This is a genomic window from Microbacterium timonense, assembly GCF_900292075.1.
In the GTDB taxonomy this organism is placed as follows: Bacteria; Actinomycetota; Actinomycetes; order Actinomycetales; family Microbacteriaceae; genus Microbacterium; species Microbacterium timonense.
The window spans coordinates 182571-195467 of record NZ_OLMV01000002.1 but is presented as its reverse complement, the minus strand read 5'-3'; the positions used below and the strand labels follow the sequence as shown (position 1 = coordinate 195467).

The 12897-nt window shown below is 68.1% G+C and carries 11 protein-coding genes; 6 read left to right on the top strand and 5 right to left on the bottom strand.

Annotation, left to right across the window (positions count from 1 at the left end; translation table 11 throughout):
- Nucleotides 1-4: 4 nt before the first annotated feature.
- Complete coding sequence (locus C9992_RS06730; RefSeq protein WP_106814830.1) at nucleotides 5-1081, bottom strand: DUF998 domain-containing protein; 1077 nt, start codon at nucleotides 1079-1081, stop codon at nucleotides 5-7.
- A gap of 91 nt (nucleotides 1082-1172) precedes the next feature.
- Here C9992_RS06730 and C9992_RS06725 point away from each other — a divergent pair, with 91 nt between their 5' ends.
- The 4 genes from C9992_RS06725 (at nucleotide 1173) to C9992_RS06710 (ending at nucleotide 6317) form a co-directional block, all read left to right on the top strand.
- Nucleotides 1173-2753 (top strand): MFS transporter, encoded by a 1581-nt coding sequence (locus C9992_RS06725; RefSeq protein ID WP_106814829.1) that lies wholly within the window; start codon nucleotides 1173-1175, stop codon nucleotides 2751-2753.
- A gap of 113 nt (nucleotides 2754-2866) precedes the next feature.
- Nucleotides 2867-5344 (top strand): molybdopterin oxidoreductase family protein, encoded by a 2478-nt coding sequence (locus tag C9992_RS06720; protein WP_106814828.1) that lies wholly within the window; start codon nucleotides 2867-2869, stop codon nucleotides 5342-5344.
- Nucleotides 5344-5802, top strand: a complete 459-nt coding sequence (locus tag C9992_RS06715; protein WP_106814827.1) for a ferritin family protein — start codon at nucleotides 5344-5346, stop codon at nucleotides 5800-5802. Before C9992_RS06720 ends, C9992_RS06715 begins: the two co-directional genes overlap by 1 nt.
- A complete protein-coding gene (locus tag C9992_RS06710) occupies nucleotides 5799-6317 on the top strand; it encodes an HPP family protein (RefSeq protein ID WP_106814826.1) in 519 nt (172 codons plus the stop codon). The genes C9992_RS06715 and C9992_RS06710 overlap by 4 nt, the downstream gene beginning before the upstream one ends.
- A 71-nt stretch (nucleotides 6318-6388) precedes the next feature.
- Here C9992_RS06710 and C9992_RS06705 read toward each other — a convergent pair whose 3' ends face one another.
- On the bottom strand, nucleotides 6389-7528 hold the full coding sequence (locus tag C9992_RS06705; protein WP_106814825.1) for a glutathione-independent formaldehyde dehydrogenase: 1140 nt from the start codon (nucleotides 7526-7528) through the stop codon (nucleotides 6389-6391).
- A 128-nt stretch (nucleotides 7529-7656) separates the two neighbouring features.
- Nucleotides 7657-8595, bottom strand: a complete 939-nt coding sequence (locus tag C9992_RS06700) for an NADP-dependent oxidoreductase (RefSeq protein ID WP_106814824.1) — start codon at nucleotides 8593-8595, stop codon at nucleotides 7657-7659.
- A 112-nt stretch (nucleotides 8596-8707) separates the two neighbouring features.
- On the opposite strand from C9992_RS06700, the gene C9992_RS06695 reads away from it, so the two are divergent.
- A complete protein-coding gene (locus tag C9992_RS06695) occupies nucleotides 8708-9214 on the top strand; it encodes a MarR family winged helix-turn-helix transcriptional regulator (protein ID WP_106814823.1) in 507 nt (168 codons plus the stop codon).
- A 21-nt stretch (nucleotides 9215-9235) separates the two neighbouring features.
- Here C9992_RS06695 and C9992_RS06690 read toward each other — a convergent pair whose 3' ends face one another.
- Together C9992_RS06690 and C9992_RS06685 are read right to left on the bottom strand one after the other, a co-directional pair.
- A complete protein-coding gene (locus C9992_RS06690; RefSeq protein ID WP_106815297.1) occupies nucleotides 9236-10141 on the bottom strand; it encodes an alpha/beta hydrolase in 906 nt (301 codons plus the stop codon).
- 174 nt (nucleotides 10142-10315) lie between these two features.
- The gene (locus C9992_RS06685) at nucleotides 10316-11362 is read right to left on the bottom strand and encodes a LacI family DNA-binding transcriptional regulator (protein ID WP_235008080.1); all 1047 of its coding nucleotides are present in this window, start codon (nucleotides 11360-11362) and stop codon (nucleotides 10316-10318) included.
- Between the two features lie 175 nt (nucleotides 11363-11537).
- On the opposite strand from C9992_RS06685, the gene C9992_RS06680 reads away from it, so the two are divergent.
- A complete protein-coding gene (locus C9992_RS06680; RefSeq protein WP_106814821.1) occupies nucleotides 11538-12893 on the top strand; it encodes an ABC transporter substrate-binding protein in 1356 nt (451 codons plus the stop codon).
- The last annotated feature ends 4 nt before the right edge of the window (nucleotides 12894-12897 follow it).

Genomic DNA, 12897 nt, shown 5'->3' with positions numbered 1-12897 from the left:
GGCGTCAGTCCTTCGTGACTGTGCCGGCGGCGCCGAGGAAGCGGATGAACACCGCGATCCAGCCGAAGATCAGCGCGAAGACGAGGATCTCGAACGCGGTCAGTGAGAAATAGCCGACCACGAACAGCACGACGGACGCGACAGTCGCCCCGAGGAACGCCCACGAGGCGACGAAGTAGGTCCGCGGCATCCCGCGCAGCAGCCGTGGACCGGCGATGAGCAGCGCGAGGAACATCGCGGCCATCCCTGATGCCGAGACGTTGTGGAGCAGGAGGTTCACGTCGACGGGGAAGATCCCGACGCAGGCGAGCATGATCCCCATCACGACGAACAGTGCCGGGACGGTGCGGCTCGCCGCGCGGTTGAGGAGCGTGCCGGTCGCGACCAGCGCGTTCAGATCGTTGGCGATGTAGACGGCGAACGTCGTCACCAGGAGACCCGCCGCGATGAGCGTGCCGTTGAAGACCCAGCTCGAGAGGTCGTCGAAGGTGCCGAGCTGGCTGAAGTGCACTGTCCACCATTGCGGATCGGGTGTCGTGACCATTGCGGTCAGCGTCCCGATGACGATGAACGCCATGAGCAGGGTCGACATGCGCTGGGTGGTCATGGTGCTCGAAGACAGGTAGACGACGTACGTCGACAGGCCCAACGTCACCGCCATGAGCACGGTCGCCCAGAACGTGATGACCGGCAATCCGATGAAGCCGAGCGCAAGCAGGCGGTAGAGGGCATACGTGGCGAGGAAGGCCAGCGCGGTGTGGGCGATGACGACCGAGATCGTGTTGATGATGAACTTCCACCGGGGAAGGACGCGGCGCCACTGCTGGCCCTCGTCTCCTCGCGCACGCCAGTACGCCACCGTCGACGAAACCGCCGCGACGACCGCCGAGCCGAAGGCGGCCCACAGGGCGAAGGGGTCCTCGCCGGCGATCGTCAGGGTTCCCGCCAGCGATACCAGCAGCCCGTACAGCGCACCGACGATGCCCGCCGAGAGCGCCGCGTAGACCGCCGCGGACTCGGTCCGAGGCCGTGTGGTCCCGACGATGAGATGCGGTGGCGGGGCCGCATCCGACGTGGTCATGGCGTCAGTGTACGACCGACGAAGCGGCGCCGGTCAGCAAGAATCTCCACCGTTCTCACCACGGAGCCTCGCGGTGTGCTTTGCTGTGCTCATGAGCGGCGACGGCGACGCGGCTGCGCGCTTCAACGGGCGGTTGGCCTTGCTCCTGGCGATGGCGATGTTCGTCCTCGTGGTGGACACGTCGCTGATGAACGTCTCCATCTCGGCGGTGGTGCACGATCTCGGCGCGACGGCCAGTCAGGTGCAGGGAGCCATCGCCCTCGAAGCGCTCGTCTCGGCGGCGTTCATCCTCATCGGCGGCAAGACGGGCGACCTCATCGGACGCAAGCTCGCCTACATCCTGGGCCTGGTCGGCTATGCCATCGGGGCGGTCGCGATGACCCTCGCGCAGAGCATCACCGCCGTGGTCATCTTCTGGGCGCTGATCGGCGGGCTCGGCGCGTCGCTGCTGCTGCCCGCGATGCAGTCCCTCATCCACGGCAACTTCGCCGGCGCGCACCAGAAGCGGGTGTACGCGCTGGTGGGCGCATCGGCCGCGATCGCGGCCGCGGTGGGACCGCTGCTGGGCGGCGCGATCACCACCTTCCTCTCCTGGCGGGTCGGCTTTCTGCTCGAAGCCCTGATCATCGCGGTGGTGCTGATCGGTGCGCCCCTCGTGAAGGACGTACCGTTCACGGGCGAGCGCGCGATCGACCTCGTCGGCGCAGCGCTGTCGATCGTGGGAATGGGCGGCGTCGTGCTCGGCATCCTGCTCTGGCAGGAGGGCGCCGGCTATGTCGGACTCACGATCGCCGTCGGGATCGTGAGCCTCGTCGGTCTCACCTTCTGGCTGCGTATGCGCAAGAGACGGGCACGGCCGACGCTCCTGGATCCCGACCTGTTGAGGTCCAAGCCGTTCCGCACCGGGGCGAGCGGGCAGCTGCTGCAGCAGATCACGCTGGGTGGGACGATGATCGTGCTGCCGCTGTACCTGCAGATGGTGCTGGAGTACGACGCATTCCTCGCCGGGCTGTCGATCGCGCCGCTGTCGCTCAGCATGTTCGTCGTTGCCCTCATCGCCGGGCGGCGGGCGAAGCGCCGCCCCGCCAACCTCATCCTCGTCGGCTTCGTGCTCGCGGCCGTCGGTCTCATCGTGCTCGTGCCGCTCGTGCCCATCGCCGACAGCGGCTGGTATCTCACCGTGCCGCTGATCATCACCGGGTGCGGCCTCGGGCTGCTGGTGTCGCAGCTGAACAACTTCACGCTCGCCCCGATCTCAGAGGAGCGGGTCAGCGAGGCCGCCGGGGTGAACTCCGCCGCAGGTTCGTTCGGCCTGTCTTTCGGGCTCGCCTTCGCCGGCGCCATCCTGCTCGCGACGCTCGCGTCGGCGTTCTCGACCTTGGCGGATTCGAGCACCGTGCTCTCGGCCGAGCAGAAGGCCCAGGTGTCGACCGTTCTCGAAGACGATGCCGAGCTCATGTCGAACACAGGCCTGGAGCAGCTGCTCGCCGATGAACCGCCCGAGGTGTCGGCAGAGATCGTGCGCATCAACACCGAGGCGTCGCCGTTCGCACTGCAGGTGGCGCTGCTCGTACCGATTCTGGCCGCACTCGGCGGCGTCGCGAACGCGATGCGGATGCGCCGGCTCCCCGATCCCGGCCCGGTGACGGGTCAGGAGACGCTGCTCGCCTGAGCACCGGCGCGTGCACGTTCGCGGCGCGGATGCTCCCACAGCGCCGGGTCGTTGTCCAGAGGCTTCAGCGCTGCGCGCATAGCCGCGCAGACTCCTCGGCGGGAGGCATCGACATGGTGGACAGGATCGCGGAGATCTGGGGCACGCGCACGCCGTACGCGCGTGGAGAGCGGTGGCCGACACGGGTCGACATGAAGCTGGCTGACGGCATCGACCCCGACGAGGTGGACAGGTGGGTCCAGTCCGCGTGCGTGCTGTGCAGCAACGGGTGCGCGACCGACATCGCCGTCAAGGACGGCCGGATGGTCGGGGTGCGCGGCAGACCCATGGACATCGTCAACCATGGCCGACTCGGGCCGAAGGGGCTCTTCGGCAGCTGGCAGGGCATGGCCGGCGCCGACCGGTTGACCCGTCCGCTCATCCGCGAGGGCGGGGAACTGATCGAGACGGACTGGGACACCGCCATGTCGAGGATCGTGGAGCGAAGCAGCCGGCTGCTCCAGGAGAAAGGACCGTTGAGCCTCGGCTTCTACACGTCCGGGCAACTCTTCCTCGAGGAGTACTACGCGCTGGCGATCATCGGGAAAGCGGGGCTGGGCACCCCGCACATGGACGGCAACACGCGGCTGTGCACGGCGACCGCTGCCGCGGCGATGAAGGAGAGCTTCGGCTCCGACGGGCAGCCGGGCAGTTACGCCGACATCGACGAGTGCGACGCGATCTTCCTCTTCGGTCACAACATGGCCGAGACCCAGACCGTGCTGTGGGCGCGGGTACTGGATCGTCTGGCCGGCCCCGAACCGCCTCGGGTGGTGTGCGTGGATCCCCGGCGAACCGAGGTCGCCCAGCGTGCCGACGTCCACCTCGCCGTCCGCCCCGGCACGAACCTCGCGCTCATGAACGGCCTCGTCCGCGAGCTCTTCGTCGGCGGCTGGATCGACGAGGAGTACGTCGCCGCCCACACGGTGGGCGTGGACGAGCTGCGGGAGACGGTCGACATGTGGACGCCGGAGGCGGTCGCCGAGGTCTGCGGTGTGGACGCGGATGACGTCCGTGCGGCCGCTCGGATCTTCGGAACCTCACCGCGAGTGCTGTCGACCGTCCTGCAGGGCTTCTACCAGGCGTCCGACGCCACGGCGGCGTCGTGCCAGGTGAACAACCTGCATCTGCTCACCGGGAAGATCGGGCATCCGGGGTCCGGCATCCTTCAGATGAACGGTCAGCCCACGGCGCAGAACACACGCGAGACCGGGGCCGACGGCGACCTCCCCGGCTTTCGCAACTGGGAGAACCCGGATCACATCGGCGAGCTCGCCGAACTGTGGGGCGTGCACGTCGACAAGATCCCGCATTGGGCACCGCCCACGCACGCGATGCAGATCTTCCGATACGTGGAGCAGGGAAGCATCGGCTTCCTGTGGGTGCAGGCGACGAATCCCGCAGTGTCGATGCCCCAGGCCGAGCGCATCCGGCGCATCCTGGCCCAGCCCGAGCTCTTCCTCGTCGTGCAGGACCTCTACCTCACAGAGACCGCTCTCCTGGCCGACGTCGTGCTCCCGGCGGCCGGCTGGGGTGAGAAGCAGGGCACGTTCACCAACGTCAACCGGACCGTCCATCTCTCGGAGAAGGCAGTCGATCCACCGGGTGAGGCCCGCAGCGACCTCGACATCTTCCTCGACTATGCGCGGCGGATGGACTTCCGGCGTGACGACGGGGCGCCCCTGCTGGACTGGTCGGGACCGGAGGACGGGTTCCGTGCGTGGCAGGAATGCAGTCGCGGCCGCCTGTGCGACTACACCGGCCTCAGCTACGAAAAGCTACGAGGAGGCAGCGGTGTGCCGTGGCCGTGCAACGACGAGCACCCCGACGGCACCGTGAGACTCTACGGGGACGGGGTCTTCCCCACCGAGGTGGATCGTGCCGAGACCTACGGTCACGACCTGCTCACCGGCGCGACCGTCGGGCCTGTCGCCTACAAGGCCATGCGCGTCGACGGCCGGGCGATCCTCAAGGCGGCGGCGTTCAACCCGCCGCACGAGACGCCCAGTGAGGAGTACCCGCTGCAGTACTCCACCGGCCGGACCGTGTATCACTTCCACACCCGCACCAAGACGGCACGTGCACCGCAGTTGCAGCACGCCGCTCCGTCGGCGTGGGTCGAGTTGTCACGGACGGATGCCGCTGCCCTCGGCATCCGTGAAGGCGACATCGTGCGCGTCACGTCGGCGCGCGGCGAGATCGTGGTGCCGGCGCGCGTCGGCGACGTCCGGGAGGGGTGCGTGTTCGCGCCGTTCCACTACGGGTACTGGGAGCACGGGCGGCCGGGGCCGGACGGGTCGCCGACGGCCGCGAACGAGCTGACGATGACGGAGTGGGATCCGGTCTCGAAGCAGCCGATCTACAAGGTCGCCGCCGTGCGAGTCGAGAAGGTCGCCGACCGCGTCGGCCCGGCTCCGGCGCCGACCACCACCGCATCGCGGCCGGTCGACGCCTCCGCGGTGCCGGCGACCGTCGGGGGACCTGCGGGCCAGGCACAGGAATCGCTGCGCCCGGTGGAGCCGCCACAGATCGCCACGGGGGAGGAGTCGTGATGAAGCTCCCGGTGTACATCGGTCTGCTGCACGTCGGCGAGCGGACGCTCGCGCAGTCGTTCCGACAGCTGGCCGACGGCCACGGCGACGAGCCGGACGTCTACCACCTGTGTCACACCCTCGCCCAGCAATGCGACGAACACGAGCGCAGACTCGCGCCCATCGTGCAGCGGTACGGCGAGCAGCCGGATGACGAACCCGAGCGCTTTCACACCGAAGCGATGACGCAGAGCCGCTCGGGACCGCTGGGCCTGCTGCGCGACCTCCAGGACATGCACACACTGGTCGCCTTCGTCGACACCACCTGGACGGTTGTGAAGCAGGCGGCCCTCGCGCTGCGGGACGAAGAACTGCTCGAGGTGACGAAGCAGTGCGAGTCGCAGACGAAGCTGCAGCAGGACTGGCTCTCCACCCGGCTGAAGCAGGCCGCACCGCAAGCACTGCTGGTCGCGTCATGAGCAGCCGCGCCGTCGTCCGGCTGCGCGGCGGCCGTGCCGGGTCGGCCGTGTACGCCGCCGGGTTGAGCCTCGTCGTGCTCGCGCTCGCGGGCGCCGTCGGGCTCGCGCTGAAGCAGCCGTGGCTCTTCCCGAGTCTCGGGCCGACCGTCATGCTGTTCTTCGAGTCGCCCGAGAATCCCTCATCGCACCCGCGCAACGCCTTGATCGGCCACGGGGTCGGGCTGGTCGCCGGCGTCGTCTGCTTCTACGGCCTGGGCCTGGCCGGACAGCCCCCCGCGCCCGTCGGAGGTCTGACAGTTCCGTACGTCGCGGCGGGCGTTCTTTCGGTGGCCATCACGACCGCCGTGCTCACGCTGCTGAAGGCGCCGCACCCTCCCGCGGGAGCGACGACGCTGATCGTGAGCCTCGGCATCCTGACGCAGCCGGTCCAGCTCCTCGCGATGGCCGGCGCGATCGTGCTGATCACGATCGCCGGCTGGGGCATCAACGCGCTGCTTCTCGGAAGGCAGCGGTGATCGCCCGACGGCCTGCGAGGAGGGCTTGACGGTGAGTGATCCCAGCGTGTGATCTCCCGCCCTCCCGGACGTCACGCCGCCGGACGGAGGAGGACCTTGGTCCAGCCGTCGTCCCGCTGATCGAACCGCCGATACGCGTCGGGCGCCTGCGCGAGGGGCAACTCGTGGGACACGATCTTCGACGGCTGCGCACGCCCCTGAATGATGAGGTCGCGCAGTTCCCGGTTGTACTTCTTCACCGGGCACTGTCCGGTGCCGAACTTCAGCCCCTTCTCGAAGGCGGCGCCGAAGTTGAAGGCGTACCGGCCCTTCTTCGCCTCGTCGTTGACGGCATCCGGATCCTCGGAGACGTAGACACCGACGACGCCCACGGCGCCGGTGGCCCGGACCACCTTCACCAGGTTGTCGAGCACCATCTCGGGGTGCTCCTGACCGGAGTGGTCGTGTGCCTGGTAGCCGACGGCCTCGATGCCGCAGTCCACGCCCTGTCCGCCCGTGGCGTCGAGGATGGTCTGCTCGATGTCTTCTCCGGAGAAGTCGATGGGAACCGCTCCGAACTGTTCAGCCAGGCGCAGCCGGTCGGGCTCCTTGTCGACGACGAAGACCATGGCCGCACCCCTGAGCATGGCGCTGTGCGCAGCCATCAGCCCGACGGGCCCAGCCCCGAAGACCGCCACCGAGCTGCCGGGACGGACATGGGCCATCTCGGTGCCGTGGTAGCCGGTCGGGAAGATGTCGGAGAGCATCGTGAAGTCGTTCTCGAAGTCATCCCCCTGGGGCAGCTCGAGCAGGTTGAAGTCGGCCCACGGCACGCGAAGCAGCTCCGCCTGACCGCCCTGATAGGGGCCCATCTTGGGGTAGCCGTAGCCCGCGCCGGGCATGCCAGAGGGATTCGCGCGCTGGCACGCGGAGGTGTACCCCTCGTTGCAGTTCCGGCACGTCCCGCAGGCGATGTTGAAAGGCACGGACACACGGTCGCCGACGCGGATACGATCCACCCCGGGGCCGACCTCGACGACCGTGCCCATGTTCTCGTGGCCGAGGATCATTCCCGACTCCATCGGCGCACGGCCGTCATACGGATGCAGATCCGATCCGCAGATGTTCGTCGTCGTGATCTGCACGATCGCGTCGAGCGGCTGCTCGATCCGCGGATCGTCCACCTCCTCCACGCTCACCTCGAACGGTCCCCGGAATACCACTGCCTTCATCGGATGCTCCTCACCTCGTCGCGAGAGGCCAGTGCACCCACCGGCTGCCCTGTCCGCCCACGGGGTTGACATCGGGACGTCGACGCGCATAGCCCGGGCCGCGGGTCCGTCGGCCGGCCGCCTGTGCGTCACGCCGTCGGCGGGACGACCACGACCTTCCCGTGGACCTCTCCGGCGTCGGCGCGCCGGTGCAGCTCGGGCAGCTCCTCCAGCGGCACGCGCTCGGCGATGTCGACGCGGAGGTCGCCGCTGTCGATGAGTCCGACGAGCTCGGCGAGCACGGCGGCATCCGGGTGCACGTAGATCGTCGCGGCTCTGACGCTCCGCTGCTCGTCGCCCGGTGTCGTCACGCGCGGGGTCGTGGAGACGACGACTCCACCGTCGCCCACGAGCGCCACCATCTCCGCGAAGTCTTCGGCGGTGATGGGAGCGAGGTTGAGCAGGATGTCGACGGGTTCGGTGACCGCCTCGAGCACGCTGGTCGTCGTGTGGTCGACGATCTCGTCCGCGCCGTTCGACTGCACCGTCCGCATGCTGCGAGGGCTCGCGGTGGCGATGACGTAGGCGCCGGCACGGGTGGCGAGCTGCACCGCATATCCTCCGACCGGGCCGCCGGCCCCGTTGATGAGCACTCGCTGACCCGGCTGAAGGCCCCCGGCCTCGAAGAGCGCCTGCCACGCGGTGAGTGCGACGGACGGAAGCCCCGCCGCATCGGCGAGCGAGATGCTGCTGGGCGCGGTGACGAGGGCATCCGCGGGGGCGACGACGTACTCCGCCGCGCCGCCGTCGGCCGTCATCGGAAGGAAACCGACCACCGGCTGTCCCACCTTCACTCCGTGCACGCCGTCACCGAGCTGGACGATCGTCCCGGCCACGTCGTACCCCGGTGTATGGGGGAGCGAGATCGGGATCGGGAGGAACCCTCCGCGCATGCCGCCGTCGGCCGGGTTGTACGCCGAGCCCGCAACGCGCACCAGCACCTCGCCTGCACCGGGAACCGGTTGCTCGACGTCCTCGTAGCGCAGCACGTCGGCGCTGCCCGTCTCGTGGAACCGCACTGCCTTCATGATGTCCTGCCTCTCATCAAGAGCTTCGAATTCGAAGCAACGACACGAATCTAGCACTGCTTCGAAGTTGAAGCAACTGTTTCGAATCAGAAGTACTTGCTAGGTTCAGGACATGACCTCGTCGCCGCCGTCGCTGGATGCCACGCAGCTGGGCGCGTACTTCGCCCTCATCGAGGCGAGCAGCTTGCTGCGCCACGCGGTCGAGCAGCAGCTGCAGGATGCCGGTGATCTGAGCTATGTCCAGTTCCAGCTGCTGGCGACCCTCGGCGACGCGCCGGACGGCAGCGCGCGCATGACCGATCTCGCCGACGGGGTCGTCTACAGCCGCAGCGGTCTCACCTATCAGGCGCAGACCCTGGAGAAGCGGGGCCTGGTCACCCGCACGCCATCGCCCGAGGATGAGCGCAGCACCGTCGCCACCATCACCGAAGACGGACGCGCCGTGCTGGCGCGGGTCTTTCCAGGGCACATCGCGATCCTCGAGGACCTGCTTTTCGCTCCGCTGACCCGCGCAGACATCGATGCTCTCGCCGACATCCTCACCCGCGTCCGAGATCACATGCGTCAGACGCCGCCTCGATCGGCCGCACCGCGCGGCCGCCGGCGCACGTCGGGGTGACCCAGCCCCGAGCGCAGCGGCTCAGGCGCGAAGCAGGCGTTCGAGCCACCGAGCGCGGGCGTTGCGGGCATCCTCCGACAGGGGCGCGTCCGGTGCCAGCGCGTCGAAACCGTGCACTCCGCCGGGCCACACGTGGAGTTCGGCGTCACCGCCGGCAGCCCAGATCCGGGTTGCGTACGCGACATCCTCGTCTCGGAACGTCTCCGCCGATCCCACGTCGATGAAGGTCGGAGGAAGTCCCGAGAGGTCGGTCGCGCGTCCAGGAGATGCGTAGATCGGAACATCCTCCCGCGGCAGGTCGCCCAGATATGCCGCCCAGCCGGTTGCGTTGGCTGTCCGGTCCCATGCGCCGCTGCCGGCCATCTGGTAGCCCGAGGCGGAGTCGTTCCGATCATCGAGCATCGGGCAGACGAGCATCTGTCCGATGAGACGGGGTCCTCGTCTGTCTCGTGCGAGCAGCGCTGTCGCCGCAGCCAGACCTCCGCCGGCGCTGACGCCGTCGATGATGATCCTCGCCGGATCCATGCCCAGGTCCGCGGCACTCTGCGCGACCCACTCCAGGCCCGCATAGACGTCCTCCACGGCGGCGGGGTAGCGGTTCTCGGGGGCGAGGCGATACTCGACTGCGACGATGGCAGCGCCCACTCGCGCTGCGAGCGGCGCGAGCGCCGGCAGAACGTCCGTCGCGGTGCCTACCACCATCCCGCCTCCGTGCACGTGGTAGATGACCGGCGGTGAGGAGACCTCCCGGGGTCGAAGGACGATCAGTGGCACACCGTTGTCGTCGGGGCCGGTTGTCACGTGCCGGCTGAGCTCGAACCGGCCGTCGAACGTGAGATCTGCATCCGCGGGCACGATCGCCTGTGCGCGCAGTGCGGGAATCTGCTCTTCCGTGAGAGTGGTGACGATGTCAGAGCGCGTCGCCATCGCCCGTGCGATGTCCGGATCGAGAGGGGGGCGACCGCTCGTTGCGGGCGCGGATGGGACGGACGCATCGGGTACGTGCAGCACGTGCGGTCTCCTGGAGATGCTAAATCGGGTTAGCAGACATGCTCGACCACACCGCGGATGGTGTCAAGCCGGTTTCGCGATCGGGACGCCTCAGCTCTGACCGAGGGTCCGGACGGAGTTGCGCAGCCGAACCGGCAGGTGCAGGCGCTCGATGGCCGGCGCCTCGGCGGTCGCGCCATCCAGCAGCATGTCGATGGCGCGCAGACCGAGCTCGCGATGCGGGATGGCGAATGTCGTGAGGCCTGGATGCAGCCAGCCGGCGAGCTGATGATCGTCGAAGGAGACGATGGAGAAGTCCCTGGGCACCGAAAGACCGTTCTCGGAGATGGCCTGGTACGCCCCGAATGCGAGCCGGTCGTTGAAGGTGATGAGTGCGCCCTGCCTCACGCCGGAGGAGATCAGGTGCTGGGTCGCCTGCCAGCCGTCCAAGGGGAGCCAGATGGGAGATCTGTGACCGCTCGCCGGCGTGAGCCCGGCCGAAGCGAGTTCTTCCAGGATGCCCGCCAGGCGCTCGCGCCCGGCGATGGTGTCGGCGGCGACGTCGGTGGGGCCGGGGCCCGCGCCGATGAGGTGGATGTCATGGTGACCCGCCTCCAGCAGCAGCCGGACGGCGTCGCGTCCTGCGGTGAACTCGTCCGGGATGACCGCCGGCGCCCTCTCTCCGTCTGGACTCGGGACGGTATTGAGCAGGACGACTCTCTTGTCCGCCAGAGAGCGGGGAAGTGTGCGCTCACGCGTGAACATGGAGGCGATGACCAGTCCGTCCACTTGACGGTCGAGCATCGCTTCGGCCAGGAGCGCCTGCTGATCCTCATCCCCCTCGGACTCACCGATGAACAGCATGTATCCGTGCCGACGGGCGCCCTCTAGGGCGCCTTTGATCATGTCGCCGGCCAGTTGCGAGGTGGCGACGGTGTCGGAGATGAAGCCGATCGTCCGGCTCGTTCCGCTGCGGAGGCTGGCGGAAAGCATGTTGGGTCGATACCCGAGTTCGGACGCCACCCTGCGCACGCGCTCCTGGGAGGCTTCGGAGATCCGCAATTCCGTGCCGCGATCGGAGAGCACGAGTGAAGCGGTCGTTCGTGAGACGCCGGCCGCCGCGGCGACATCTGCGAGGGTCACACGTCTGGTGCTCACAGCGACCTCCTCCCCGTGATCCTAACGACGGGCGGCCGACCGCCACTCATTCGTTATCCCGCGCAGTTGACATCAAGGGCGCACGTGGCGCATCATGACCATGCTAACCCGATTTAGCATGCGTCCGCTGCACCGGCTGTCGCATCCACACATGCGGTTTCGAAAGGAGACACAGGTGTCTCGCATTCAGGATTTTCGCCGTCCGCTGGTCCTGCTCGGCGCGGCCTCGGTCGCGCTCGGTCTGGCAGCGTGCGCTCCCCCCGGCGGGTCGGCAGCGCCCACGTCCTCTGGCGGTGGAACCAGTGGGGAGGCTGCCTCGTGCGGTGAGGAGGACGTCGTCCTCAGCGGGTATTTCGAGACCGGGTTCCCCCTTCCCTCCGCGCTCGCCGAGGAGTTCACCAAGCAGTACCCGAACGTGACATTCGACATCCGTGAGGACCAGTTCGCCGTCATCACCCAAAACGCACCTCGCGTGCTGCAGGACTCGCCACCTGACTTGATGCGTCTGCCGCAGATGTCCGAGCTGGCCACAGACGGTCTGCTGCTCAACCTCGACCCGTACGCCGAGAGCTTCGGATGGACCGACTGGCCGGCTTCGCAGCTGTCGCAGCTTCGTGTGGATGAAGACGGACGACGCGGTTCGGGTCCGCTCTACGCGCAGGGCCTGAACTACTCGATGACCGGTGTGTTCTACAACAAGGAGCTGGCCGAGCAGATCGGCATGGATGAGCCCCCGAAGACGCTCGATGAGTTCGATGCCGTGCTCCAAGCGGCCAAAGACGCCGGGATCGTTCCCATCGCCCAGTTCAACGGCGGCGCGACCGGTGGCCTGGCCTTCCCGCTGCAGGGGCTGATGGCTTCGTACGGCGATCCGGAAGCCATCAACGAGTGGATCTTCCAGCAGCCGGGCGCGACCATCGACACGCCGGAGAACCTGGCCGCAGCTGAGCACCTGCAGAAGTGGATCGATGCCGGGTACTTCGCGTCGGACATCAATTCGATGGACTACGCCCAGATGATGAGCCGGTTCATCGGCGGGGAGTCCCTCTTCATGTTCAACGGGGACTGGGAATCCGGAAACCTCGACAAGCAGATGCCGGGCAACGCCGGCTTCTTCCTGGTCCCGCCCCTCGAGGAGGGCGGTCAGATCGGCGCGATGTCGGCGCCGCTCACGTTCGGGATCGCCGCGACGGCCGAGAACGCGGATTGCGCCGCCTTCTTCCTCGACTGGACGGCGACCAACGACGACGCTCGTGCGCTGACCGTCGAGGTCGGCGGCTCCCACCCGATGGGCCCGGCCGACGCGTTCATGCCCTCCATCGAGCCCGGCTCTACGACGGAGGCGACTCTGGCTGCCGGCGCGACGATGAGTGAGGCGAATGGGGCCATGGACTTCATCGCCAACGCCACGGGAGCGATCTACGCCCAGAGCTGGACGCCGAACCTTCAGAAGATGGTTGCAGGAGAGCAGACGCCGGCTGGCTTGCTCGAGTCGGTACAGGCTGACTACGAGAGCCAGGTCGGGAACTGATCTC

Coding starts and splice junctions, on each gene's coding strand:
- C9992_RS06690 (WP_106815297.1), bottom strand. CDS start 10,141: ATGGCGACGCGCTCTGACATCGTCACCACTCTCACGGAAGAGCAGATT.
- C9992_RS06715 (WP_106814827.1), top strand. CDS start 5,344: ATGAAGCTCCCGGTGTACATCGGTCTGCTGCACGTCGGCGAGCGGACG.
- C9992_RS06725 (WP_106814829.1), top strand. CDS start 1,173: ATGAGCGGCGACGGCGACGCGGCTGCGCGCTTCAACGGGCGGTTGGCC.
- C9992_RS06700 (WP_106814824.1), bottom strand. CDS start 8,595: ATGAAGGCAGTGCGGTTCCACGAGACGGGCAGCGCCGACGTGCTGCGC.
- C9992_RS06720 (WP_106814828.1), top strand. CDS start 2,867: ATGGTGGACAGGATCGCGGAGATCTGGGGCACGCGCACGCCGTACGCG.
- C9992_RS06710 (WP_106814826.1), top strand. CDS start 5,799: ATGAGCAGCCGCGCCGTCGTCCGGCTGCGCGGCGGCCGTGCCGGGTCG.
- C9992_RS06705 (WP_106814825.1), bottom strand. CDS start 7,528: ATGAAGGCAGTGGTATTCCGGGGACCGTTCGAGGTGAGCGTGGAGGAG.
- C9992_RS06695 (WP_106814823.1), top strand. CDS start 8,708: ATGACCTCGTCGCCGCCGTCGCTGGATGCCACGCAGCTGGGCGCGTAC.
- C9992_RS06730 (WP_106814830.1), bottom strand. CDS start 1,081: ATGACCACGTCGGATGCGGCCCCGCCACCGCATCTCATCGTCGGGACC.